The following is a 24412-nucleotide window of genomic DNA, read 5'->3' as shown; positions in this document are numbered from 1 at the left end:
TAGCGCCTGACCTATCCATTCATAGATTTACCGATCCTCGGGCTCGCATGCCCTGGCCAGGTCGATCAGCGGCGTCAGTTGGACAACGCGTACATAACGGACGGTATGGCGCGCTAACAGTGCGGGAATTCCGCGCGACAACCGGGCAAGAACGCTCCGAACCGGGTGTCCTACCAGACACAGGAGAATCGTCATGTCAACGACGACTGCCCGGCGCGCCGCCGACTACGACGGCCACCGGATCACGGTATCGGCCGACGACGGCACCCCGATCGCGGTCCGTACCTTCGGCGCCGACGATGCGCACCTGACCGTCGTCTTCGCTCACGGTCACTGCCTGCGTGCCGAGTCCTGGTCATTTTTGCGCGATCAATTGCTGCGGCACTGGGGGACGGTAGTCGGCGTAGCCGACGGGGTGGGTGGGTACAGCGGGACGGTAGTCGGCGGAGCCGACGGGGTGAGTGGGTACAGCGTCGGCGAAGCGGATGTGCGCATGGTCTTCTACGACCACCGGGGACACGGCGAATCCGGCGTCGCTCATCCATCGACCTACACCATCGACCAACTCGGCCACGACCTCGATGCCGTTCTGCGGTCGGTGGTACCGACCGGCCCGATCATCCTCATCGGACATTCGATGGGCGCGATGGTCACCCTCGCCTACTCCCGACTTTTCCCGGCAACCATCGGCACCCGGGTGGTCGGAGTCGGCCTGATCGCCGGTGCGGCCAACGGCATCACCGAGGTCGGACTCGGCCGCTTCCTGAATCGGCGTGCGGTGAACTCATTGCAGGTCGCGGTGCGGCGGGCACCCCGGCTCATGCAGGCCTCCAAGCGTCTTTCGCGCCGGATCTTCGAGCCGATCGCCCGCGAGGCGAATATGGGTACCAGGCGGACGAATCCGCGCATGGTCGCGGTGGCCGCAGCGATGATGAACGACACCCCGCTGCTCACCATGTCGACCTTCCTGGCCTCACTGATGACCTTCGACGAGACCGCGTCGCTGCACCGACTCGGCGGCATTCCGGCGCTGGTGCTGGCCGGTTCGGCCGACATAGTGGTGCCGTTCGCGCATTCGGTGGTGCTCGCCTCACACCTGGCCGGCTCCGAGCTGGTCCGGCTCGAGGGTGCCGGGCACAGCGTGCATCTGGAGCGGGCCGAGGAGGTGGCACTGTCCATCGTCGCCCTCGTCGATCGGGTCATCGCGGCCATGCAAGGCCATGGCCCGGGGTACGCCACCGCCAGCTGAGAACGCTCGCCGCAACCCCATGCAGCACTCGGGCGAACAACCGACATTGTGGGCACCACGAGCCAAAATCGAATTCCTCACGTACTGTGTTGTAGATCACGTTGTGTGGTGAGTCACACGACTCGGTAGAGCGCGGTCTCGGGCAGGCAGACATGGATCCACCCGCTACCCATCGAGTTCGTCTGTCCGCCAAGGAACACAGGAGGTATCGATGACACGCAGCGAAATAGCGGACCTGCGCTACGCGGTCGGCCAGCTCCGGCAATCCATCGGCGCACTGCGCACCCACTACGGTGACGCCAACTCGGTGCGACGACTGGAGAACGACCTCGAGCGGCTCGTCATCGACGCCGACGAACTCGAGCAGTCGCCGCCGCAGGAGATCATGCGCCGTCCGCAGGAGACGATCTACGTGCCGGACAGCAAATCCGACGAAGCGGCGTGGATGGGCGCACAGGACGAGGGCCTCGGCTTCCACTCCCGCCCGCGCACGAAGTAAGCCTTCGCCTCCTCACACCTTCTGCCGGTCGTCGGGCACGCCACAACTTCCGTCGCGGACCGGCGGTCGGTAACGCGTCGGCTCTGGGCGTGCCCGACGAGTTGCCCAGACCCTCGCGAAATGAGTTGTCGCGTTGGCTGCGTCGAGCGCGGGGCCGACACGCCGCCTTCGGCCCGACTGCCGCATCGTTGACATCGAGCAGGTCACGCGGGTGGCGATCCCATTCCCGCACCGGCGCAAGCGGTTCCATCACCACGGCTGCGGCAATGCACCGCCCGCAGTCCGCTGCCGCGACCGGTCGGCCAGTAATACGACGACCGCGAACGGCAATGGCGAAGGCTCCCTGACCGGTTCACCACCCGGTGCGGCGACCAAACCTCGATCGAATGTGGCGGAAATCACGGACCTGAGGATGGGTCAGGTTTGGCGGGACCCCGCTACGCCATAGCAGGCGTGTCGTATGGTGCTCAGCATCACATTCGATTGCGGAGGTCACGGGGACCATCCGCACAGCAGATCAGCGAGGCATCCACCTGTGAGTGCCGCACCGACCGCCGCCCCGGAAACGGGCACCGGCGTCTTCAGCAAGACCAGAGCCGCCATCTCCGCGCGCACACTGCGCACCGACCGGTGGTGGGTCCCACCGCTAGTGACGGCCGTCGGACTAGGCGCGTTCGTCATCTACGCGACCGTCAGATCGTATGTGCGAACGGCATATTGGGTTCCGGAGTACCACTACTTGACGCCGTTCTACTCGCCGTGTGTGAGCAGCGACTGCGTCGAGGGCTCCAGTCACTTCGGCGCGTGGTTCGGCCACATCCCGGCGATCCTGCCGCTGGGCTTCCTGGTGCTGCCGTTCCTGCTCGGGTTCCGGTTGACCTGCTACTACTACCGGAAGGCCTACTACCGCGCGGTGTGGTTCTCCCCGCCCGCCTGCGCGGTCGCCGAACCGCACGCCAAGTACACCGGCGAGACCAAACTGCCGCTGATCATCCAGAACGCGCACCGCTACTTCTTCTATGTGGCCGTGCTCGTTTCGCTGATCAATACCTATGACGCGATCACCGCGTTCCACGGCAAGACCGGCGGCTTCGGCTTCGGTCTCGGCAATATCGTGCTGACCGGCAATGTGCTGCTGCTGTGGGCCTACACCCTGTCGTGCCACTCCTGCCGGCACATCATGGGCGGCAAACTCAAGCACTTCTCCGCCCACCCGGTGCGGTACTGGTTCTGGACCCAGGTCTCCAAGCTCAATACCCGGCACATGGCGCTGGCCTGGACCACTCTCGGCACGCTCGTGTTGACCGACTTCTACGTGATGTTGGTTGCCAGCGACACGATTTCGGATCTGCGGTTCATCAACTAACCGCCCTCACAAACCAGGAGTTTCGCGGCCATGCCAGAAGTGGAACGGCACAAGTACGACGTCGTCGTCATCGGTGCCGGTGGCGCCGGACTGCGCGCGGTGATCGAAGCACGCGAACACGGTCTCTCCGTCGCGGTGGTGTGCAAGTCGTTGTTCGGCAAGGCACACACCGTGATGGCCGAGGGCGGCTGCGCCGCCTCGATGGGCAATGCCAATGAAAAAGACAGTTGGCAAACCCATTTCAAGGACACCATGCGTGGTGGCAAGTTCCTCAACAACTGGCGCATGGCCGAATTGCACGCCCAGGAAGCACCCGACCGAGTGTGGGAACTGGAAACCTATGGCGCACTGTTCGATCGGACTGCCGACGGCCGGATCAGCCAGCGCAACTTCGGTGGCCACACCTACCCGCGGCTGGCACACGTCGGCGACCGCACCGGACTCGAGATCATCCGGACCATGCAGCAGAAGATCGTTTCGCTGCAGCAGGAGGATTTCGCCGAGACCGGCGACTATGAGTCGCGCATCAAGGTTTTCGCCGAATGCACCATCACCGAATTGCTCAAGGATGGCGATCGGATCGCCGGTGCGTTCGGATACTGGCGCGAGTCCGGACGGTTCGTACTGTTCGAATCGCCCGCCGTGGTGGTCGCGACCGGCGGCATCGGTAAGTCCTACAAGGTCACCTCGAATTCGTGGGAGTACACCGGTGACGGTCACGCGCTGGCACTGCGGGCCGGCGCGACGCTGATCAATATGGAATTCCTGCAGTTCCATCCGACCGGTATGGTCTGGCCGCCCAGTGTGAAGGGCATTCTGGTCACCGAGGGTGTGCGCGGTGACGGTGGCGTGCTGAAGAACACCGAAGGCAAGCGGTTCATGTTCGAGTACATTCCGCCGGTCTTCAAGGGGCAGTATGCCGAGACCGAGGAAGAGGCCGATCAGTGGTTGCGCGATAACGACTCCGCCCGCCGCACCCCGGATCTGCTGCCACGCGACGAGGTCGCCCGTGCCATCAACTCGGAGGTGAAGGCGGGACGCGGCACCGAACACGGTGGCGTGTACCTGGACATCGCCTCGCGACTGCCCGCCGAGGAGATCCGGCGACGCCTGCCCTCGATGCACCATCAGTTCAAAGAACTTGCGGACGTGGATATTACGAAGGAGCCGATGGAGGTCGGACCGACCTGCCACTACGTGATGGGTGGAATCGAGGTCGATCCGGATACCGGTGCGGCGACCGTGCCCGGATTGTTCGCCGCCGGCGAGTGTTCCGGCGGTATGCACGGCTCGAACCGGCTCGGCGGCAATTCACTGTCCGATCTGCTGGTATTCGGTCGGCGGGCCGGACTCGGTGCGGCAACCTACGTCGAACAGCTTTCCGAGCGCCCCGCAATCGCCGATGCCGATATCGACGCGGCCGCGAAGGCCACTGTGGCGCCGTTCGATCCGCCCACCGAAGGGACGGGGGAGAACCCGTACACCCTGCACACCGATCTGCAGCAGGCCATGAACGATCTGGTCGGCATCATCCGCAAGGAACACGAATTGCGGGAGGCCATCGATCGCCTCGCCGAACTGCGAACCCGCTTCGACAGCGTGACGGTGGAGGGGCATCGGCAGTTCAACCCGGGCTGGCATCTCGCCCTCGACCTGCGCAATATGCTGCTGATCAGCGAATGTGTCGCGCAGGCTGCCCTTTTGCGCACCGAGAGTCGCGGCGGACACACCCGCGACGACTTCCCCGCCATGGATCCGGACTGGCGCAACAAACTGCTGGTGTGCGCGATCGATCCCGCCGATGCGGACGGACCGGTGCCCGGTGTGCGGGTGACCCCGGAGGACCAGATCCCGATGCGAAACGATCTGCTCTCGCTCTTCGATCTGAGTGAGCTCGAAAAGTATTACAACCCAGCCGAACTCGACTCCCATCCGGAGGGTTCGGTTTCGGCCACGGAAGGCGAGGCGTAGGAATGGGTTACGACGCCAAATTCCGCGTGTGGCGCGGTGATATCGACGGCGGGGAATTGCACGACTTCACCGTCCAGGTGAACGAGGGCGAGGTGGTGCTCGACATCATCCACCGGCTGCAGGCCACCCAGGCGCCGGATCTCGCGGTGCGGTGGAATTGTAAAGCGGGTAAATGCGGTTCATGTTCGGCCGAGGTGAACGGTCGGCCGCGGCTGCTGTGCATGACCCGGATGTCGACCTTCCAGCCGGACGAGTTGATCACCGTCACACCGATGCGCACCTTCCCGGTGATCCGAGATCTGGTGACCGACGTGTCGTTCAACTACCAGAAGGCCAGGGAGATACCGTCTTTCACCCCGCCGGACGACTTGAAGCCGGGCGACTACCGGATGCAGCAGGTCGATGTCGAGCGCTCCCAGGAGTTCCGCAAGTGCATCGAATGTTTCCTGTGCCAGAACACCTGTCACGTGGTCCGCGACCACGAGGAGAACAAGGAGTCGTTCGCCGGTCCGCGCTTCCTGATGCGGATTGCCGAATTGGAGATGCATCCACTCGATGTGGCCGATCGTCGCGATCTGGCTCAGGAAGAGCAGGGGCTCGGGCTCTGCAATATCACCAAATGCTGTACCGAGGTCTGCCCGGAGCACATCAAGATCACCGATAATGCCCTGATTCCGATGAAGGAACGGGTGGCGGACCAGAAGTACGATCCGCTGGTGTGGTTGGGCAACAAGCTCTTTCGGCGCTGATCAACCACTGCGAGACCACCGGCCGGGGTAGGAATACCCGGCCGGTCGGCGCACCCTTATAACAACGCGACAACCCCGACGGCGACGACCCACACGAGCACCCCGACGAAAAGTGCCGAGAGGAACGAGCCGGTCAGGACGAATACGCCGACCGCCGACACTGTGAAAAGCAGTGCCACGATCAGCCATTCCACCCAATCGCCCGGCCGCAGTTTCTTGTACCGGGGATGGGAACTCTTGAGCCCACGGTCCACAAGATGTGGGCTACCCGTAATCCCCCTCGGCAAACACGGTTTCGTTGTCGAATCTGCACTATTTCGTGATCTTCCCGAGCGCATACGATCATTGCGACGAGGCGCCCAGCCGGACGCCGCTGCCGTCACGTGACAGGACCCGACGGGTACAACAACCGCCGGGTCGATCGCACTACGACCGCGGTCGGTCGAACTCACCATCGTGCACACCAGCCGTGAAGGCGGCCCACTCACCCGGAGTGAAGACCAGGACCGGTCCGTCCGGGTCCTTGCCGTCGCGCAGCGCGACGTGCCCGGCATCCAATAGCGCGACCTCTACGCTGTCCTTACCCGCGCCGTCGCCGGCCTTACGCCAGACCGCATCGGTCAGATCCACCTTCGCGCCGTCATTGATGCTCATGCCCGCAACTCCTCAGAACTCGCCGCCCGCAACACGTGCGGTGAAAGCGTCCCATGCATCCGCGCCGAAGACGAGGGCAGGTCCACCGGGATTTTTGCTGTCGCGTACGCCGACCCCGCCGCCCGCGAGGAAGGCGATCTCGACGCAGTCCTTGCCCGCACCGCTGCGGGTGCTCTTGAACCATTGCGCGCCAACCAAATCCATACTCATGCCGCATACTCCTTCGCTATCTGCCGGAGCAGATGTCTACTGGGTTGAATATCCAGCGCGCAGCGCTGGAGGCACTCGTGCGCACGATCGTACCGCCGTACATCCGCATGTCTTTCGAGGTAGAGATCCCCCGTGAAGCCCTCTGCGTACACCACCGGCGGCTCGATCGGCTGGCCCTTGTTGTCGATTCCGAATTCGAGAACCGTGAACGGTCCGGTGGACACTCCGAGCGGAACACCGGCCGCGAACGGCAGGATACGCAGGGAGATATTGGGTTGGGTACTGATATCGGCAAGATGACGTAGCTGCGCCGCCATCACTTTGGCGCCACCGACCACCCGACGCAAAACCGACTCGTGCAAGATCACGTTCACCGTCGCCGGTGCGACCTTGCGGGTGATCAAAGCCTGACGCTGCATCCGCAATTGGACCCGGCGCTCGATCTCGTCGTCCGAATCCTTCGGATAGCCAAGGCGATTGAGGGCTCTGGCGTAATCGGCGGTCTGCAGTAGGCCGAGCACGATTTCGGATTGGTAGGAGGTTAGTTGTTGGGCGGATGCCTCCAAACCGACATAGACGTCGAAGTTTTCGGGGATGAGATCGCCGTAGGCATGCCACCAGCTCTTGACGGCGGCTTGCTGGGCCAGGCCCTTGAGACCGTCGGACAGTTCGTCCGGAATGCCGTAAATGTGGCACAGCTCTTGGATATCGATGGTTCGAATGCGGTCGGCCTGGCCTTTCTCCAAGCGCTGCAGCGTACTTGCGCCCCATTCCATCAGCCTGGATGCCTCCGCGATGGTCAAGCCCGCCTGTGTCCGCCAGTCCCGGAGGTATCTGCCGAGTTGGCGCCTGGGTAGAGTGGACGCGGCGTTCTCGGGGGATAGTCGGTCCGAGATGTCCGACTCCCGCGCGGATTTCCTGGAACTCTCCGACGCTCTTGCCGAATTCGCTGACACAGCACGCTCCGTTCTGTATTCAATTGCGACGTTCCCTGGTTCCTGCGCGGTTACGCAGGGCTTCCGTCTCCGGTCCCGGCGTGCGCGATGTGCCCTGTGACATGGTTCGCTCGCCCACGCCGCGGACTCGGATGCTCACCCAAGGGTTTGGCTCCGGGCGACCCCACAAGCTCGGTTCCCCGTTACTTCGCTTGGGCAGCGGGCTCTTTCGTCCACTATGGAGAATCCTCCCTTCCGAGTTGGGTTTTGTGCTGGGAATTCGCCTCAAATCTTTGGATATCCACGAAGGACATCGTTCGGACTCCGCCGCGGTGGTGTGCTGAGAGTGTGCCCGGAGCGGAACAGGCGCCTCTTCCCTCCTCCTGTGAAACCTCCGGGCGCGCACAGTATTCGATGGCGACGCTCGCGGCGCCCTCCGTGGTCACGCAAGCCAGCGCCTCCGGGCGCGTCGCGACCGTCGTAGGAATCGCACGTAGGAACGAGGAGTCATGGCTGTAAGTGTCATAGCGTCGTCCTTGATGACCAGCGATTTGACCCCGCATCGCGCGCGTAGCGTCGGGCAGGAGAGCTGGGTGGTTTCCTATTTGCCCGGACGCACGCTGACCTGTGACCAGGCGGTTGCCGCGCTGAAGGTTGCCGAGGTGGTGCCATCGCTGTTCGCCGCGGTCGGCGATCTCGCGGACGAGGTCGGCCTGACCGTACTCGAGGCGGTGGGTATGGCGGTTCAACATGCCCCGTGGGATCAGGGACCGGTCTCCCGGTACACCCGACAGGTCCGCTCGGTGCGACGCCGGGCAGAGGTTGTCTAATGCAACTCACCAACCTACACATGCCTGTCGCATCGCTGCTCGCCTGCGGAAACGACCCCGGTGTGATGACAATCGAACAAGCCCACGCCGCAATGCAATTGCATATCGACTGCACTGTCGACCGGTGCCGGGTCCGCCGTGCGGCGCGGACCACGCTGGTCGAGGCGGGCAAATGTGTGCTGGACGAGCGGGCGCTGCAATTATGAGGCCCACTGCCGAGCCGCCGGGTGCGCCGGAGGTACTTACCGACTGTATTCGGGTGCTGCGCTGGGTGACCGCCGAATCCCTGGCCAATCGACGACACGCTGTCGCGCGGACGAAATACGAGCAGCCGAAGCGAGTTGGCCGGCGGATCCGCTCAGTGCCAGGTGTGGTCGGTGAGCGGGGTACGCGGGCCGAACTTCGGCTTGTGCGCGTAACCGCTGATCTCCAGCAGACGGATGGCCCGATAGCGATGTGGCCGTAGCGGTTCCAGATATTCGACCATCGCGTCATCGTCGATGGGTTCGCCCAGCAGTGTCCAACCGACGATAGCCGCCAGATGGTAGTCGCCGACCGAGAGGGCATCCGCGTCACCGAAGGCGCGCTGCCCGATCTCGGCGGCGGTCCACACCCCGACACCGGGCACCGTGCGCAGGCGACGGGCGGCTTCCGCCGGATTTTCGGCTGCCGCCCGCTCCAGCGCATCCGCCACCCGGGCCGCGCGCACGATCGTCTGCGCGCGCTGCGGCCCGACATTGGCACGATGCCAGGTCCAGGACGGGATCCGGCGCCAGGTATCGGCGTCCGGCGGCAGCAGCAGTCCGACCGGCGCCGGGCCGGGAGCGGGCGATCCGAACTGTCGCACCAGCTTTCGCCAGGAGGCGCGGGCGGAGACGGTGTGCACCTTCTGTTCCAGCACGGCGGGTACCAATGCCTCGAAGACCAGGCCGGTGCGCAGCATGCGCAAGCCGGGAAAGCGGCGGTGCGCGTCGGCGATTTTCGGATGTTCGGGAGTGAAGTCGGAGACGTCCTCGTCCAGGCAAAGCATATGGTCGAGGCCATCGAGGAATTCGGTCGCGCCCGGACCCCAGGCGTGCGCATCGACCGTGTGCCGATCGGCCTGGGTCAGGCGGTAGGTGACCGGGCCGGTCGACATCCGGGAGGCGTGCCAGTGCGCGCCGTCATGGGTGACCTGGTGACACGGGTCGCCGCGGCCGCGCGACAGCGGCGCCAGGGTGGGCGCGAGATCGATCGGCCGCTCCGCGGCGACCGTCCTGGTCAGGCCGGCCCGGCTCAGGTCCGGCGCGGCCGTCTGATTGCGCACCGACCCATTGTGCCCGGTGGGCGGGTGGTGCGAACGCGGACCTCCCGCGGAATGTCGAATGTTGCCCGGCTCACAATTATGTCGGTCCGAATGCCTGATCCACCATGCGGATTCGGCCTAATCGCAGATCCTCGCTATTTTGTAACGTGACGAATAAGCATGGCGATATTGATGCGTTCGGCAAACCGCTGGCAGTCACCCTAGTGGAGGTACACAAATGATCACCAACGTGCTCAACTGGTTGCTCAATGCCTGGGGTGCTGTTTCCGCGGGCAGCTCGGGCTACCAGATTCCACCCGGCACGCTGCCGTTCGGCAGCTGAGCCTCATTCGCCGAGCAGGAACTGCGCCAGATGCAGACCTCGGCGGCCGCTCAGCTGCACAGCCTGGGTTCGACACGAGAACCCGTCAGCTATCAAGATCGAATCGTCGGCGGCATTCCGCAATGCCGGGAGCAAGCCGTTCTCGGCTACGGCGACCGAAATGTCGTAATGGCCGGATTGCATTCCGAAGTTTCCGGCCAGACCACAGCAGCCGGTGATCTCAGTCACATTTATCTGCATACTGGCTAACATCTGGCGATCTTCGTCGAATCCGAGTACGGCATGGTGATGGCAATGCGGTTGGACGACCACCGACTGTCCCGGTCGCGGTGGCGGCCGCCAGTCCGGCTGTTCGGCAAGGAATTCGGCGAGTGTGCGCACCGCGGCCGCGGTCGCGGCCGCTCGTGGGTCGTCCGGTAGCAGTTCGGGCAGGTCCGAACGCAGGACCGCGGTGCAGGACGGCTCCAGGCCGACGACGAGGCCGCCGCCGCGCACATGCTCATCCAATTCGGTCAGTGTCGCGCGCAGCCGAGCTCGGGCGCCGTCGAGTTGGCCGGTGCTGATCCAGGTGAGCCCGCAGCACACCCGGCGTCCCGGTATGCGGACCCGGTAGCCGAGGGATTCCATCAGTCGCACCGCGGCCTGGGCTATTTCGGGGTCGAAGGCATCGGTGAAGGTATCGATCCACAGCATTACCTCGGGTGCCCGGACCGAACCGCCTTGCCCACCACTCTGGTCGCGCCAGAGCCTGCGGAAGCTGCGGTCCGCCAGCCTCGGCACCTCGCGTCGTGGATCAATTCCGCCAGCACGCAAGGCGATGCGGCGCAACCAACCGACTTCGGCCAGCGCATTCGCCATTCGCGGCAGGCGGCCCGCGGCACCTAGCCAGCGCGGCAGCCAGCCCAGCGTGTAGTGATCGATAGGGCGCGGACGGCGCCGATAGCGGCGGTAGAGCGCCTCGGATTTATAGGTCGCGATGTCGACCCCGGCCGGACAGTCGGAGCGACATGCCTTGCAGGACAGGCACAGATCGAGCGATTCGGCGACCGCCTCGGATGACCAGGGCAGTGCACCCCGCACCACCTCCTGCAACACGCGGGCTCGCCCGCGGGTGCTGTCCTTCTCGTCGACGGTCGCCAGATACGACGGGCACATGAAACCACCGGTAGCGCGGGTGTCCGCGCGGCATTTGCCGACACCGACGCAGCGATGCACTGCCGCTGCGATATCGCCGTTGTCGTGCGGAAAGGCGAAACCACCCGCACCGTCGATCGGGCGCACCCCAACCAACCGCATGTCGGCATCAATGGGACGCGGTGCGACCAACACACCCGGGTTCAGCACATCATCCGGATCGAAAAGTGCCTTGTACCCGGCAAATACGTCGAGTGCGTCCTGGGAGTACATGACCGAGAGCAATTCCGAGCGAGCGCGCCCGTCGCCGTGTTCACCCGAAAGTGAACCGCCGTAGCGAACCACCAGCTCGGTCGCATCCTGGATGAAATTCCGAAAGCGTCGCGGCGCATCGGCAATCGGCAGATCGAGACGAACGTGGATGCAACCGTCGCCGACATGACCGTAGAGCAATCCATCCACACCGTGGTCCATTGTCAGCGTGGCGAAATCGCGCAGATACGCCCCCAGGTGCTCCGGCGGGACAGCCGCGTCCTCCCAGCCCGGCCAGGCCGGATGACCCGCCGGGGTGCGCCCGGCCAGCCCGGCGCCCTCCGCCCGAATGCGCCAAAGTGCCGCGGCGACACCGGGATCGGTGACGATCCTGGAGTCCAGCGCACCGACGGTCCGGCAGAGCCTCTCGGCCACGGCATACGCCTCGGCGGGGGTTTCACCGGCGGACTCGACGAATAGCCAGCCGCTACCGCGCGGCAGTTCCGGTACCCCGCTGGTGGCCCCGCGGTGTACGCGCACGATATCGACCAGTCGCGCATCGATGCCCTCAACCGCAATCGGGTCGCAGGCCATGACCGCCGCGACATCATCGGCGGCTGTTGCGATATCGGGATAGCCGAGCACCGTGAGTACGGTGGCCCGCGGCAGCGGCACCAGATCCACCGTGGCCTCGAGCAGCAACCCACAGGTCCCCTCGGTGCCGACGAACGACTTCGCGACCGCCGCACCACGTTCCGGCAGTAGATGTTCCAGTCCATAGCCGGAGGCCTGCCGATCGAATCGGCCGAGTTCGGTGCGGATCACCGCGAGACCGGCCCTGGTGAATTCGGGCAGGCCGGGGATTGCGGACGGGTCGGCCGCGAGCGTCCGCTCGGCCGCGGTCCCGTCGATAATGCGCAGTTCACGCACATTATCCGAGGTGCGCCCCCAGGCCACCGCATGCGGTCCACACGCATTGTTGCCGATCATCCCACCCAGCGTGCACCGATTCTGCGTCGACGGATCGGGCCCGAATCGCAGCCCGTGCACACCGGCCTTGCGCTGTAATTCGGCGAGGACGACGCCGGGCTGAACGCGTGCGACGCGCCGCTCGGGGTCCAGCTCGCCGATGCCATTCATATACCGGCTGAAGTCCAGCACGATCCCGGGGCCGATGGCATTGCCCGCCACCGATGTCCCCGCACCCCGGGCGGTCACCGACAGCCCATTACCCCTGGCGAATTCGAGTGTGTGCGCCACGTCCTCGGCACCCCGCGGAAATACCACCGCAGCCGGGAGCACCCGATAGTTCGACGCATCGGAGGAGTATTCGGCACGCCTGCGCGCGGACGCGTCGACCTCGCCCGCAATCCCACGCCCCAACGCCGCCGCCAATCGCTCCGTACCCACCCTGCCAGCCTATGCACGCCCTACCCGCACGGCCCGCAGCCACCTCGGCAAACTGTGGATCGGGCTGTTTTCATGCGGTCGGGCGTGGACGGCGCAGCAGCCAGGCCAGGAGCGATCGGCGCGGCGGGCGCGGATACTTCGCCACCACCGCGCCCGAACCGATCTCGCCGTCGACCCGCACGAGCGGCGATCCGGGCAGACCGCCCTCGGTCACCTTGTTCTTGATGGTGCCACTCTTGGCCTGCACCCGATCGAGGTCGACCCGCCAGCCGCGCGGCACGATCAACTGGACCGCGCCGGAACCAACCGCGATATGCACCGCAACCTCCCGATGTGGACACAATGCCCGCGTGAAGTCGATTTTGATACCGCCGGAGCTGCATTCGGCCGTGATCTCGGCCGGGACGATCCACTCCCCGTCCTTCACCCGCGCGCCACTGCCGGTACGCAATTCGATGGGTTCGCGTGCGGCGGCGAGCACCGGCAGATCGGACGTGATGGCGACGAGTTCCTGCGTCGTCTGCGCCGAATAGACCGCGACCAGACGTCTATCCAGTTCGAGCAGATCGAGTTGCCCCTCGTCGACGGCGAGTTGCAGCTGCTTGGCCGCGACCTCGCGATCGATATCGCCGACCCGAACCGCAGGCACTGCGGGCAGGTTGTTCTCTGCATCGGTCATCGAATACATCCCCTGGCTCGTCTGCTGCGATCGTACGATGGCTCCCCGCCGCCCCGCGCCTTTTGCCGCACACGTCGCGTCGCGGGCCGGCGGCCGAGCATTTGCCCAGATCTGGACGTACCCGACGAGTTACCCGGGTGCCCGCGAAATCAGCTCGTGCGTTGGCCGAATCGAGTGTTGCCAATTCCGCTACTTGTCATTCCCGTGCGGTAAAACATATCTATGCCCAGGTGGCTGCTGCACGTCGATCTCGACCAGTTCCAGGCGGCGGTGGAATTCCGTCGCCATCCGGAGCTGCGCGGCCGACCGGTCATTGTCGGCGGCAATGGCGACCCCGACGAACCGCGCAAGGTGGTGACCTGCGCGTCGTATCCGGCGAGGGCATTCGGGGTGCGCGCCGGGATGGCATTGCGCTCGGCCAAGCGCAAATGTCCCGACGGGATCTTCCTGCCGCTGGATATGGCCACCTACGAGGATGCGTCCGACGAAGTCATGGCGCTGCTGCGGACCTTTCCCGGCCGCGTCGAGGTCTGGGGCTGGGACGAGGCCTTCCTCGCCGCCGATACCGACGATCCGGAGCAGCTCGCACGCGAAATCCGAAGCGCCATTGCCGAATTGGAGTTGACCTGCGCCATCGGCATCGGCGACAACAAGCTCACGGCCAAACTTGCGACCGGCTTCGCCAAATCCGCCGGCAAGTCCTCGGCCGCGCCCGCCGATACCGATGGCGCGGCGGCGGGCATCTTCCGGCTCACCGCCGCGAACTGGGTCGAGGTGATGGCGCACCGTCCGACGAATGCGCTGTGGGGCATCGGAAGTCGGATCGCCGCGCGGATGGCCGACCTCGGCATCGAAACGGTCGCCGACCTGATGGCCGCCGATCGGCAGCGCCTCGCCGCCGAATTCGGTCCGAATACCGGCCCATATCTCTGGGTGCTCGGCCACGGCAAGGGCGATACCGACGTCAGCACCGAACCACGAATTCCGGTGGGCCGCAGTAAATCCGAGACGTTCCCGCACGATCTGACCGAAACCGAGGAGATCCGCGCACAAGTGGCGCGGCTGGCCACGGAGGTCGGCGAGGAGATGGGCGCCGCGGGCCGCATCCCGCTGCGCGTCTCGGTGACCGTCCGCAGCAACACCTTCTTCACCCGGAGCAAACAGGAGAAACTTCCGGAGCCGACCACCGATATCGCGACCATCGTGGAAACGGCCCTGCGCATCATCGACCGATTCGAGCTCGATCGCCCGGTTCGGTTGCTCGGCGTCCGCCTCGAACTCGTACCGCAATAGCCGGGGCCGACGCGAAGATCCACCCCGGCGCCGGCCGACGCTCGTATGCTCGTCGGCATGGAGTTCTGGGCGATGGTGGCACACGAATCGGACAGCGGGATCGTGCTCACGCGGCAGCAGGTCAACGAGGATTTCCTCGGACCGGGTGAGGTCACGATCAAAGTGCACTACTCGAGCGCGAACTACAAGGACGGGCTGGCGATCACCGCGGGCGGCGGCGTGGTCCGGAATTATCCGATCATCCCCGGTATCGATATCACCGGCGAGGTCGTCACCTCCGAGGTCGACGATTTCGCGCCCGGCGACCAAGTGGTGGCGCACGGCTACGATATCGGCGTTTCACATCACGGCGGCTTCGCCGAATACGCCAGGGTGCCCGCCGACTGGGTGGTCAAGCTCGCCGGTCTCAGCACCCGGGACGCGGCCGCGCTCGGCACCGCCGGTTTCACGGCCGCACTCAGCGTGCAGGGCCTGCTCGATCACGAACTCACCCCGGAGACCGGCGCGGTGCTCGTCACCGGCGCGACCGGCGGTGTCGGCAGCGTGGCCATCGATATCCTGTCGGGCCTCGGTTTCGAGGTGATCGCGTCTACTGGTAAGACCGATGCGAGTGATCGGCTCGCCGAACTCGGCGCGAACGAGGTGATCGGCCGCCTGCCGGAGGATCCGGATGCCAAACTGCGCGCACTGTCCAAGGCCACCTGGGCCGGTGCGGTGGACAGCGTCGGCGGCAAATCCCTCGCCTATATCCTCAGTGCGATCGGCTACGGAGGTGCGGTCGCGGTCAGCGGCCTCACCGGCGGCGCGGATCTGCCGACCACCGTCATGCCCTTCATCCTGCGCGGCGTCTCGCTGCTCGGCATCGACTCCGCGTACGTCCCGATCGACAAGCGGCGCGCACTGTGGGCTCGGCTCGCCAATGAGCTACGGCCGCAACACCTTTCGACCATCGAGAACTTCGCTCCCATCACCGAAGCCGAGAAGATCCTGCACGCCATTCACCACGGCAGCCACTCCGGCCGCACCGTATTCGGCGTCGCGGGCGAATTCTGACGCCTACCCACCGAAGCGCGGACCGCGCCGGGCTTCGGTGGATACGGACTCAGGCCGCGACTTCGACCGGTTCGTCCGCGAACTGCGTCCGGTACAGCTCCGCGTAGCGTCCGCCGGCGGCCAGCAATTGCGTGTGCGTGCCACGCTCCACGATGCGGCCGTCCTCGAGCACCAGGATCTGATCGGCGGCGCGAATGGTGGAGAGGCGATGCGCGATCACCAGTGCGGTGCGACCGTCCAGCGCCTCGGAAAGTGCCTCTTGGACAGCGGCTTCCGAGGTCGAGTCCAGTGATGCGGTCGCCTCGTCGAGGATCACCACACGAGGTTGCTTGAGCAGCAGCCGGGCAATGGTCAATCGCTGGCGTTCACCGCCGGAAAGGCGATAGCCGCGTTCGCCGACGACGGTATCCAGACCGTCCTGCAGTGACGTCACCAGCTCACGTAACCGGGCCCGCTGCAACGCATCCCACAGCTCCGCCTCGGTCGCCTCCGGCCGGGCCAGCAGCAGATTGGCGCGGATGGTGTCGTGGAACAGGTGGCCGTCCTGGGTGACCAGGCCGACGGTATCGCGGATCGAGGTCGTGGTCAGGTCGCGCACATCGGTACCGTTCAGCCGAACCGCACCGCCATCTACGTCGTAGAGCCGGGAAACGAGTTGGGCCACAGTCGATTTTCCGGCACCGGAAGAACCGACCAGTGCGACGAGCTGACCGGGTTCGGCCCGCAGCGACACATTGTGCAGCACCTCCACCCCGCCGCGGGTATCCAGCGTCGCGACATCCTCGAGCGAGGCGAGCGAGACCTTATCGGCCGACGGGTAGCCGAAGGTGACATTGTCCAGTTCCACGGCGACCGGGCCCGCGGGCACCGCGCCGGCATCCGGTGCGTCCTCGATCAGCGGTTTCAGATCCAGCACCTCGAAGACCCGCTCGAAACTCACCAGCGCGGACATGATCTCCATCCGCGCGCTGGCCAGTGCGGTGAGCGGCGTGTAGAGGCGGGTCAGCAGCAGCGAAAGCGATACCACCGCACCGGCATCCAGCTGGCCGCGCAGCGCGTACCACCCGCCGAGCCCGTAGACCAGCGCCAGCGCCAGCGCGGAGACCAGGGTCAGCGAGGTGACGAAAACGGTCTGCAGCATCGCCGTGCGCACCCCGATATCGCGCACCCGCCGTGCCCGCAGCGCGAATTCGTCCGACTCCTGCTGCGGCCGTCCGAACAGCTTCACCAGCGTCGCGCCGGGTGCGGAGAACCGTTCGGTCATCTGGGTGCTCATCGCCGCATTGAGGCCCGCGGCTTCCCGCTGCAATCCGGCCAGCCGATTGCCCATCCGCCGCGCCGGAACCACGAAAACCGGCAGTAGCACCAGCGCGAGCAGCGTGATCTGCCAGGAGATGCGGCCCATGACGGCGAGGGTGAGCGCGAGGGTCACCAGATTCGTGACGACACCGGAGAGCGTATCGCTGAACGCGCGCTGTGCTCCGATCACGTCGCTGTTCAGGCGGCTGACCAGTGCCCCGGTGCGGGTCCGGGTGAAGAACGCGACCGGCATCTTCTGCACATGATCGAAAACGGCCGTGCGCAAATCCAGGATCAGCCCCTCACCGATGCGCGAGGACAGCCAGCGAATGATCACCCCGAGCGCGGCGTCCACCACCGCGAGCCCGCCGATCAGGATGGCGAGGGTAACCACAATCCTTGGTGCCGCACCGCCGACGATATCGTTGACCACCCGCCCCGCCAGCACCGGCGTCGCGACCGCGAGCAGCGCGGACACCACGCTGAACAGCAGGAACGCGCCGATCCGGCGGTGATGCGGCCGCGCGAACCGCAGAATGCGCTTCGCCGTGGCGAGCCGGAACGGCCGCTGCTCCTGCGGCGCGTTCGCCCGCCGATACATCTGGCTCCACGCCACCGATTCGATACTCACGTACTGCTCCCTCTCGCTCCCGCCCATCGAACACCTGGCCACCGACACTAAGACCTCAACAAAGGTTGAGCACAAGCCCTTCCGGCAGCAGGTTCGCGCACAGCGAAAACGCTGGAGTACTCGCGACACCGACTCGGCGGTGAAATCCGCACCGCCCCATCGGTGTCGTGCGTGAACTCGCCGATGCCGCGTGATGCCCGAACGTCTGGATGTCGAACCGGTGCCGTGCGCGAGGTTCAGGGCACTGCGTGCTCGGTCGAGCGCGAGCTCCACAGCGGTTGCCGATCGGCCGACCAACCCAGCAGCGACCGCAATGTCGCGACCAGCGACCGGGGATACATGCCCTCGTCGGAGCGCGCGGCCACATGTCCGTCCGGACGCACCAGCAGTGCACCACCCGTCGGCAGATCGGTGCAGGCACCCCATTCGGCGCCCAAACCGTGTACCGCGATCTCGATTCCGGTCACGCGCTGCGCATCGGCCGCGGCATCGCGCCAGGCGGCCGAGTTTCCGGCGATCAGCAGCGCGTAACCGGGTCCGCACAGATCCAGGGTCGATGCGGTGAGCTCGGCGTCGAGCCACAGGTGCGGCAGCCGCGTTCCGACCTGTCCCGCCAGCCGATCGACATGCGGCTCGACCCATTCGACGCAATCCGCGGGTTTACGCGATACCGCGCTCGACGAGTACCGGAAGCGGGACATGACCGCGCCGAAATCCAACCGCTTCGCCAAAATATCCGCGTTATCAGGTGTTTCGATGCCGTAGCGGGTCTCGAAGTCGTCCCCCAGATTGGCCTGTTCGGCGGCGATGATCGCACGTGACCACCGTTCGGCCTGATAGGAATCGAGCAGTGCGGGCCCGCCGGTACCCGACAGCACGGCGGCCAGCTTCCAGACCAGATTATGCGCGTCGGCGACACCGGTATTGCCGCCGAATCCACCCCACGGCGCGTGCCGATGGGCGGCATCGCCGGTGAGGAAGACCCGCCCGCATCGATACTTATCGGCCACGAAACTGCCGGTGTCCCAAGCACTCCGCGCCAGCACCTCGACATCGATATCGGGCACGCCGATGGCCGCGCGGATCAACCCGACGCAGCGCTCGTCCGGATAGTCCGCGGCCGTCTCTCGGTTCGGATCGTATTCGAGTTGGAAGGACCATTCGTCGGTGTTGTTCTTGGACAAGACAAGTGCGCGCACCGTGTCATTGCCGACCTCGCATTGGCTGAAGGTGCGACCGCCGAGCACACCCGTAAGATCCGTCCGCACAAAGACATTGATGTAGTGGCGGGTCGGCGGCACCTCCCAGCCCGCGATACCCAGTGCCCGACGGATGGGGCTGGCCGCACCATCGGCGGCGATGAGGTAGTCGGCCCGGATAGCCGAGCCGCGGCCCGATTCGTCACGCAGGGTTGCCGTGACACCGGAGTCATCGGCCGCGAAGTCGATGAGCTCGACCCCGAACCGGAGATCACCCCCGCGTTCCCGAGCCTGCTCCGCGAGCACCGGCTCGAGCAGCACCTGGGGCAGGAAGCAGAACTGCGACGGGCTCGGATCGCCGGCCGTCATCGCCGCCCGCAAGTGACCGAGGTCCAGTGGCTGCGCCGCGATCAGGCTGACGCCCCGGCTCGCACCGCCGAAGCTGCCCGCCCGCAATGCGGTCGCGGCGGCCTGCCGGACCCGCTCCTCGACGCCGACCTGGCGGAACAGCTCGGCGGTCCTGGTGTGTAGGCCGCGAGCCTTGGGCAGCGCCGATGTCCTGGTCCGCTTCTCGACGAGAACGTAAGGGACATCGTGATATTCGAGGAACAGCGCGGCCGACAGTCCGACCAGGCCGCCGCCGACAACGAGAACGGGAATCTGCTGCGTGGAAGTCATGCCACGATGGTGTGCGCACGGGCTTGCACCGCCCTTGCGTCACGGTCACGGCGACCATGCACCCGAAACGGGCCGTGCCCGCAGGCACGGCCCGTTCGGCTCGGATATCAGGCGCTCGCCGCGAAGACGGGAGCGTCCAGGGCCGGTTCGGCGACCGGCTCGATGGCGTAGGCCAGGATCTCGGCCACATCGGCGACCGGACGCACATCCAGGGCGGCCAACACGTCCGCGGGCACATCATCGAGATCCGGCTCGTTGCGGGCCGGGATGAATACCGTCTTCAGACCCGCGCGCTGCGCGGCCATCAGCTTCTGCTTCACCCCACCGATCGGCAGCACCCGGCCGTTCAGTGTGACCTCACCGGTCATGCCGACATCCGCGCGCACCTGGCGACCAAGCGCCAGCGACACCAGGGCGGTGACCATGGTGACACCCGCCGACGGCCCGTCCTTCGGCACCGCCCCCGCCGGGAAGTGGATGTGGATATTGCGATCCAGCACCGACGGTTCGATGCCGATCTCCACCAGGTGCGAGCGCACGTAGGTGAGGGCGATCTGCGCCGACTCCTTCATGACATCACCGAGCTGACCGGTCAGGGTGAGCGCACGCTCGCCCTCGGCGCCGTTGGCCTCGATGTAGAGCACATCGCCGCCGAGACCGGTGACCGCCAAACCCGTTGCCACACCGGGGACCGCGGTGCGTTCCACCGAATCCGGGGTGAAGCGCGGACGACCCAGGTAGCCCTCGAGATTGTCCAGATCGATGGTCAGCGATCCGGATGGCGCCAGCGCGTCGTAGCCGAGCTCGATGTCGTATCCCAGCGACACCACGGTTTTGTCGGTGGCGGAGTCGGTTCCGTCCTCGGACAGCCGAGTCGCGGCCTTGCGCAATGCCTTCGCGATCAACCGCTCCATCTGCCGCACCCCGGCTTCCCGGGTGTAGTTGGCCGCGACCTCGCGCAATGCCGCATCGGTGATCGAAACCTCGTCCGCGGTAAGCGCATTGCGCTCCAGCTGCCGCGGCACCAGGAAGTCGCGGGCGATGGCCACCTTGTCGTCCTCGGTGTAGCCGTCGACGGTGATCAGCTCCATCCGATCCAGCAGCGGGCCCGGAATGGTTTCCATGACATTCGCGGTCGCGATGAACAGCACATCGGACAGGTCGAGATCCAGATCCAGGTAGTGGTCGCGGAACGTGTGGTTCTGCGCCGGATCCAGCACCTCGAGCAAAGCCGCCGCCGGATCGCCACGGAAGTCCGAGCCGACCTTATCGATCTCGTCCAGCAGGACAACGGGATTCATCGAGCCCGCCTCCTTGATGGCACGCACGATCCGCCCCGGCAACGCACCGACGTAAGTGCGCCGGTGACCACGGATTTCCGCCTCGTCGCGCACACCGCCGAGGGCGACGCGGACGAATTTGCGGCCCATGGCCCGTGCCACCGACTCACCGAGCGAGGTCTTGCCGACACCGGGCGGGCCGACCAGCGCGAGCACCGCACCGGAGCCACGTCCACCGACGACCTCGAGTCCACGCGCGGCGCGACGAGAGCGCACGGCCAGGTACTCGACCATGCGATCCTTGACCTCGTCCAGGCCGTGGTGGTCGGCGTCCAGCACCGCGCGGGCGGCCGAAACATCGGTGCTGTCGGTGGTTTTCACGGTCCACGGCAGGTCAAGGACGGTATCCAGCCAGGTTCGGATCCAGCCGGACTCCGGGCTCTGATCGCTGGCCCGCTCCAATCGACCGACCTCGCGCAATGCCTCCGCACGCACGTCATCGGGCAGATCGGCCTGCTCGACCCGGGTGCGGTAGTCGTCCGCGCCGTCGGGCTCGTCCTCGCCGAGTTCCTTGCGAATGGCATTGAGCTGCTGGCGCAGCAGGAATTCGCGCTGGCTCTTCTCCATGCCCGCGCGGACATCCTCACTGATCTTCTCGGTGACCTCGGCCTCGGCGATGTGTGCCTTGGTCCACTCGATCAGCTTGGTCAAACGCTGTGCGGTATCCGGAGTTTCGAGCAGCTCACGCTTCTCGTCGGCACTCAGGTACGGCGCGTAGCCCGCGGTATCGGCGATCGCGGACGGATCGGTCAGCTGATTGACCGCGTCGATGATCTGCCAGGCCTCGCGGCGCTGCAGCACCGAAACGACCAGCTTCTTGTATTCGGCGGCAAGCTCTTTGGTGCGGCCGTCGACGGCGGGCGTTTCCACCGGTTCGGCCTCGACCCACAGCGCGGCGCCCGGTCCGGTCACGCCGTGACCGATCTTGGCGCGCCGTTCGGCTTTCAGCACCGCGGCGGGCGCGCCACCGCGCATCCGGCCGACCTGTTCGATGGTGGCGACGACGCCGTAGGAGGCGTAGCCCTCGGTCAATCGAGGTGCGAGCAATACCGCGTCGGTATTCGCGGCGCGCGCGGCGTCGATGGCGGCCTGCGCCGATTCGTCCAGTTCGATGGGCACGACCATGCCCGGCAGCACGATCGGATCGGTCAGGAACAGCACCGGCAGGTTCTGTGGTGTAGTCACGTGTTCGACCCTTCCAAAAGTTGAGCGATGCCCAGTCAACCCCGGTCCATCCACGTTTGTTCCACACCACCACCCCCGTTCGCTCAGAGCGATCGGCGCCCGCTGCGGCACTAGAATTCGGAGCGTGCTCGAAGTCAATGCGCGGCCGGCGTCCGGACCCGTTCGCTGCGACAATCCGGACGGGCTGAGTATCGGTGAGGCCGCGCGCCGCACCGGGGTCAGCGTGCATACCCTGCGCTATTACGAACGCGCGGGCCTGGTCATCACCCCCGTCGACCGCACCGCCAGCGGGCGACGGCGCTACCACCAGCTGGACCTGGACTGGATTTTCGTGTGCACCCGGTTGCGCGCCACCGGAATGCCCATCCAGACCATCCGTCGCTACGCCGAACTCGTGGCCGCGGGAAATGGCAACGAGCCGGAACGCATCGCGCTGATGGAAGCGCACCGTGCCGAGGTGGTCGCCAAACTCGCCGAGATCCAGGAGAACCTCGCGCTCATCGAGCACAAACTCGACATCTACCGAGGTCGAATCGCCGTCGGTGACCGGCGTCCTGGTTGATCGCTGAGCGGCCGCGGCTGCGGCCCTGGTCTCGCATTGACACCCCGTCCGAGCCAATGAGAATGTTGGCAGCTAGATATCTCACCACTGATCTTTTCGAGCGACCTGCAAGCAGTCGCTACGGCTAGCGACAACAGGGGGATCCCACGATGACGACACTCACCTCCGGAGTGTTCATCGATTGGGAAGAGTTGACCGGCCTGTCCAAATTCTCCGTCGATCTGATCACTTTTCCGATCTTCAGTGCGCTCGCCGGATGGCTCACCAACTGGACCGGTGTGCTGATGCTGTTCTGGCCGGTCGTCTTTCGCGGAATCCGGATTCCCGGCCTGCAGGTGTTGTATCCGTATTTTCCGCGGCGGGTCCAGGTGCTGCCGACATTCTCCGGCGACGGGCGCCGATTCGGATTCCAGGGATTCATTCCGGCCCGCGCGGAGAAGATGGCGAGCATTTGTGTCGACAAGGCACTGATGCGCATCGGCAGTCCGCGGGATTTCATCCACGAACTGGATCTCGACAGTATCGCCGACTACATCGCGATACTCGCGAGCAAACAGGTCGAACCGCTCGTCGACGAGGTGATGTACCGAGAGAATCCGGACCTGTGGCGGGGCGTGCCGAAGGCCATGAAACAGGTCATCTATCAGCGGGTGGACCGCGAATTGCCCGCATTGACCAAGCGGGCCTTCGAATCGCTCGGCGACAATGTCGACCAGCTCATCGATATCAAAACCTTCGTCATCCGGTATCTGCAGGAAAACCCGTACATCCTCAAGGATCTGACAACCACCATCGCCGCGCCCGAATTGCGTTTCATGGTGCGGATCGGCCTGCTCGGCGCGCCGTTCGGCTTGCTGCTTGCACTGTATATGCATGTGCACCACACCATTCCGGTGTTCAGCTGGGTGCCGGGTTGGGTGATTGTACTGCTGGCCTCTGCGGCGATCGGTGTGCTCGTGAATGTCATCGCGGTCAAAATGGTCTTCGAACCAGGTGATCCGCAGCCGCGCTACAAGTATTTGTGGAAGCAGGCACTGCTGGCCAAGCGGCAGCCGCAGGCGGCGACCGATCTCGCGCATATCCTCGCCTACCAGGTGCTGACGCTGCCGAACCTGTCCAGGGAACTACTCGACGGTCCGAACGGCGATAAAACCAGGCAGCTGATCGAGCGGCTGGTCTCCGATGAGATCCACCGCCAACTCGGCCCGACCACCTCGATCGTGCGCGTCGCCTTCGGCCGCCGCCAATTCGACAATCTCAAGGTCGGCGCCGCGGGTGCGGCGGTCGGACTGGCCCCGAGCCTGGTCGAGGACGAGGCGTTCACCCTCGAACAGGCCAAGAAGATCGATGAGTTCGCCGCGCGCAAGCTCCAGGACCTCACCCCGGGGGAGTTCATGGAGATGTTCTATGCCTCGGTCGAACAGGATGCCTGGCTGCTGTATCTGCACGGCGCTCTGCTCGGCCTGCTGGTCGGCGCCGCCCACTTGACGATTTTCGGCTGGTAACCGGCCCTGATCGGGTCGGCGGCCGGTCCGTGCAAAATACAAGCACGCATGCTTGCATTTTTTTGGGACCGCTGCGATGCTGGACCGCGACGGCGTACGCA

Annotated in this window: 21 protein-coding genes; 11 read left to right on the top strand and 10 right to left on the bottom strand. The window is 65.4% G+C overall.

The window, feature by feature from the left end; translation table 11 throughout:
* The first annotated feature begins 193 nt into the window (after nt 1-193).
* From AB0L58_RS23975 to AB0L58_RS23955, 5 genes are all read left to right on the top strand, one after another.
* Nucleotides 194-1249 carry an alpha/beta hydrolase gene (locus AB0L58_RS23975; RefSeq protein ID WP_364389813.1) on the top strand — a complete coding sequence of 352 codons (1056 nt, stop codon included), beginning with the start codon at nt 194-196 and terminating at the stop codon, nt 1247-1249.
* 211 nt (nt 1250-1460) lie between these two features.
* Entirely contained in the window at nt 1461-1748 is a 288-nt protein-coding gene (locus tag AB0L58_RS23970; protein WP_364389812.1) for a hypothetical protein, read from the top strand.
* Between the two features lie 535 nt (nt 1749-2283).
* Nucleotides 2284-3114 (top strand): hypothetical protein, encoded by an 831-nt coding sequence (locus tag AB0L58_RS23965; protein ID WP_364389811.1) that lies wholly within the window; start codon nt 2284-2286, stop codon nt 3112-3114.
* A 30-nt stretch (nt 3115-3144) separates the two neighbouring features.
* Nucleotides 3145-5085: a fumarate reductase/succinate dehydrogenase flavoprotein subunit gene (locus AB0L58_RS23960; RefSeq protein WP_364389810.1), complete on the top strand. Its 1941-nt coding sequence runs from the start codon at nt 3145-3147 to the stop codon at nt 5083-5085.
* Nucleotides 5086-5087: 2 nt separating this feature from the next.
* Nucleotides 5088-5834 carry a succinate dehydrogenase/fumarate reductase iron-sulfur subunit gene (locus AB0L58_RS23955; protein WP_364389809.1) on the top strand — a complete coding sequence of 249 codons (747 nt, stop codon included), beginning with the start codon at nt 5088-5090 and terminating at the stop codon, nt 5832-5834.
* 56 nt (nt 5835-5890) lie between these two features.
* Here AB0L58_RS23955 and AB0L58_RS23950 read toward each other — a convergent pair whose 3' ends face one another.
* The 4 genes from AB0L58_RS23950 to AB0L58_RS23935 all read right to left on the bottom strand — a co-directional run bounded on the left by AB0L58_RS23950 (nt 5891) and on the right by AB0L58_RS23935 (nt 7594).
* Nucleotides 5891-6088, bottom strand: a complete 198-nt coding sequence (locus tag AB0L58_RS23950) for a hypothetical protein (protein ID WP_364389808.1) — start codon at nt 6086-6088, stop codon at nt 5891-5893.
* A 172-nt stretch (nt 6089-6260) separates the two neighbouring features.
* Nucleotides 6261-6488 (bottom strand): DUF397 domain-containing protein, encoded by a 228-nt coding sequence (locus AB0L58_RS23945; protein WP_364389807.1) that lies wholly within the window; start codon nt 6486-6488, stop codon nt 6261-6263.
* Nucleotides 6489-6500: 12 nt separating this feature from the next.
* A complete protein-coding gene (locus tag AB0L58_RS23940; RefSeq protein ID WP_364389806.1) occupies nt 6501-6698 on the bottom strand; it encodes a DUF397 domain-containing protein in 198 nt (65 codons plus the stop codon).
* The gene (locus AB0L58_RS23935) at nt 6695-7594 is read right to left on the bottom strand and encodes a helix-turn-helix transcriptional regulator (RefSeq protein WP_364389912.1); all 900 of its coding nucleotides are present in this window, start codon (nt 7592-7594) and stop codon (nt 6695-6697) included. Before AB0L58_RS23935 ends, AB0L58_RS23940 begins: the two co-directional genes overlap by 4 nt.
* Nucleotides 7595-8172: 578 nt before the next feature.
* On the opposite strand from AB0L58_RS23935, the gene AB0L58_RS23930 reads away from it, so the two are divergent.
* Both AB0L58_RS23930 and AB0L58_RS23925 read left to right on the top strand, forming a co-directional pair.
* Nucleotides 8173-8463, top strand: coding sequence for a hypothetical protein (locus tag AB0L58_RS23930; RefSeq protein WP_364389805.1), 291 nt, complete (start codon nt 8173-8175; stop codon nt 8461-8463).
* A gap of 20 nt (nt 8464-8483) precedes the next feature.
* Nucleotides 8484-8669 (top strand): hypothetical protein, encoded by a 186-nt coding sequence (locus AB0L58_RS23925; RefSeq protein WP_364389804.1) that lies wholly within the window; start codon nt 8484-8486, stop codon nt 8667-8669.
* Nucleotides 8670-8821: 152 nt separating this feature from the next.
* Here AB0L58_RS23925 and AB0L58_RS23920 read toward each other — a convergent pair whose 3' ends face one another.
* From AB0L58_RS23920 to AB0L58_RS23910, 3 genes are all read right to left on the bottom strand, one after another.
* Nucleotides 8822-9769: a DNA-3-methyladenine glycosylase 2 family protein gene (locus tag AB0L58_RS23920; RefSeq protein ID WP_364389803.1), complete on the bottom strand. Its 948-nt coding sequence runs from the start codon at nt 9767-9769 to the stop codon at nt 8822-8824.
* A 325-nt stretch (nt 9770-10094) separates the two neighbouring features.
* The gene (locus AB0L58_RS23915; protein WP_364389802.1) at nt 10095-12887 is read right to left on the bottom strand and encodes an FAD-binding and (Fe-S)-binding domain-containing protein; all 2793 of its coding nucleotides are present in this window, start codon (nt 12885-12887) and stop codon (nt 10095-10097) included.
* Between the two features lie 70 nt (nt 12888-12957).
* Nucleotides 12958-13566 carry a DUF1707 domain-containing protein gene (locus AB0L58_RS23910; RefSeq protein ID WP_364389801.1) on the bottom strand — a complete coding sequence of 203 codons (609 nt, stop codon included), beginning with the start codon at nt 13564-13566 and terminating at the stop codon, nt 12958-12960.
* A gap of 222 nt (nt 13567-13788) precedes the next feature.
* On the opposite strand from AB0L58_RS23910, the gene AB0L58_RS23905 reads away from it, so the two are divergent.
* Nucleotides 13789-14859: a DNA polymerase IV gene (locus AB0L58_RS23905; RefSeq protein WP_364389799.1), complete on the top strand. Its 1071-nt coding sequence runs from the start codon at nt 13789-13791 to the stop codon at nt 14857-14859.
* A 57-nt stretch (nt 14860-14916) separates the two neighbouring features.
* On the top strand, nt 14917-15912 hold the full coding sequence (locus AB0L58_RS23900) for an oxidoreductase (RefSeq protein ID WP_364389797.1): 996 nt from the start codon (nt 14917-14919) through the stop codon (nt 15910-15912).
* Nucleotides 15913-15961: 49 nt separating this feature from the next.
* Here the strand turns inward: AB0L58_RS23900 and AB0L58_RS23895 are convergent, their stop codons facing one another.
* The 3 genes from AB0L58_RS23895 to lon all read right to left on the bottom strand — a co-directional run bounded on the left by AB0L58_RS23895 (nt 15962) and on the right by lon (nt 22244).
* The gene (locus tag AB0L58_RS23895) at nt 15962-17842 is read right to left on the bottom strand and encodes an ABC transporter ATP-binding protein (protein ID WP_364389795.1); all 1881 of its coding nucleotides are present in this window, start codon (nt 17840-17842) and stop codon (nt 15962-15964) included.
* Between the two features lie 236 nt (nt 17843-18078).
* The gene (locus AB0L58_RS23890) at nt 18079-19719 is read right to left on the bottom strand and encodes an FAD-dependent monooxygenase (RefSeq protein WP_364389793.1); all 1641 of its coding nucleotides are present in this window, start codon (nt 19717-19719) and stop codon (nt 18079-18081) included.
* A 107-nt stretch (nt 19720-19826) separates the two neighbouring features.
* Nucleotides 19827-22244 carry an endopeptidase La gene (gene lon / locus AB0L58_RS23885; protein WP_364389791.1) on the bottom strand — a complete coding sequence of 806 codons (2418 nt, stop codon included), beginning with the start codon at nt 22242-22244 and terminating at the stop codon, nt 19827-19829.
* Nucleotides 22245-22368: 124 nt separating this feature from the next.
* Here lon and AB0L58_RS23880 point away from each other — a divergent pair, with 124 nt between their 5' ends.
* Together AB0L58_RS23880 and AB0L58_RS23875 are read left to right on the top strand one after the other, a co-directional pair.
* Nucleotides 22369-22806, top strand: a complete 438-nt coding sequence (locus AB0L58_RS23880; RefSeq protein ID WP_364389789.1) for a MerR family transcriptional regulator — start codon at nt 22369-22371, stop codon at nt 22804-22806.
* Nucleotides 22807-22955: 149 nt separating this feature from the next.
* Nucleotides 22956-24311 carry a hypothetical protein gene (locus AB0L58_RS23875; protein ID WP_364389787.1) on the top strand — a complete coding sequence of 452 codons (1356 nt, stop codon included), beginning with the start codon at nt 22956-22958 and terminating at the stop codon, nt 24309-24311.
* Nucleotides 24312-24412 lie beyond the last annotated feature (101 nt).

Origin of the sequence: Nocardia sp. NPDC052112, from assembly GCF_040680135.1 — a bacterium.
Classification (GTDB): domain Bacteria; phylum Actinomycetota; class Actinomycetes; order Mycobacteriales; family Mycobacteriaceae; genus Nocardia.
The sequence above is the reverse complement of the archived record's forward strand: the minus strand, read 5'-3'. Positions and strand labels throughout refer to the sequence as shown.

Coding starts and splice junctions, on each gene's coding strand:
- AB0L58_RS23975 (WP_364389813.1), top strand. CDS start 194: ATGTCAACGACGACTGCCCGGCGCGCCGCCGACTACGACGGCCACCGG.
- AB0L58_RS23970 (WP_364389812.1), top strand. CDS start 1,461: ATGACACGCAGCGAAATAGCGGACCTGCGCTACGCGGTCGGCCAGCTC.
- AB0L58_RS23910 (WP_364389801.1), bottom strand. CDS start 13,566: ATGACCGATGCAGAGAACAACCTGCCCGCAGTGCCTGCGGTTCGGGTC.
- AB0L58_RS23945 (WP_364389807.1), bottom strand. CDS start 6,488: ATGAGCATCAATGACGGCGCGAAGGTGGATCTGACCGATGCGGTCTGG.
- AB0L58_RS23905 (WP_364389799.1), top strand. CDS start 13,789: ATGCCCAGGTGGCTGCTGCACGTCGATCTCGACCAGTTCCAGGCGGCG.
- AB0L58_RS23925 (WP_364389804.1), top strand. CDS start 8,484: ATGCCTGTCGCATCGCTGCTCGCCTGCGGAAACGACCCCGGTGTGATG.
- AB0L58_RS23960 (WP_364389810.1), top strand. CDS start 3,145: ATGCCAGAAGTGGAACGGCACAAGTACGACGTCGTCGTCATCGGTGCC.
- AB0L58_RS23890 (WP_364389793.1), bottom strand. CDS start 19,719: ATGACTTCCACGCAGCAGATTCCCGTTCTCGTTGTCGGCGGCGGCCTG.
- AB0L58_RS23900 (WP_364389797.1), top strand. CDS start 14,917: ATGGAGTTCTGGGCGATGGTGGCACACGAATCGGACAGCGGGATCGTG.
- AB0L58_RS23930 (WP_364389805.1), top strand. CDS start 8,173: ATGACCAGCGATTTGACCCCGCATCGCGCGCGTAGCGTCGGGCAGGAG.
- AB0L58_RS23955 (WP_364389809.1), top strand. CDS start 5,088: ATGGGTTACGACGCCAAATTCCGCGTGTGGCGCGGTGATATCGACGGC.
- AB0L58_RS23940 (WP_364389806.1), bottom strand. CDS start 6,698: ATGAGTATGGATTTGGTTGGCGCGCAATGGTTCAAGAGCACCCGCAGC.
- AB0L58_RS23875 (WP_364389787.1), top strand. CDS start 22,956: ATGACGACACTCACCTCCGGAGTGTTCATCGATTGGGAAGAGTTGACC.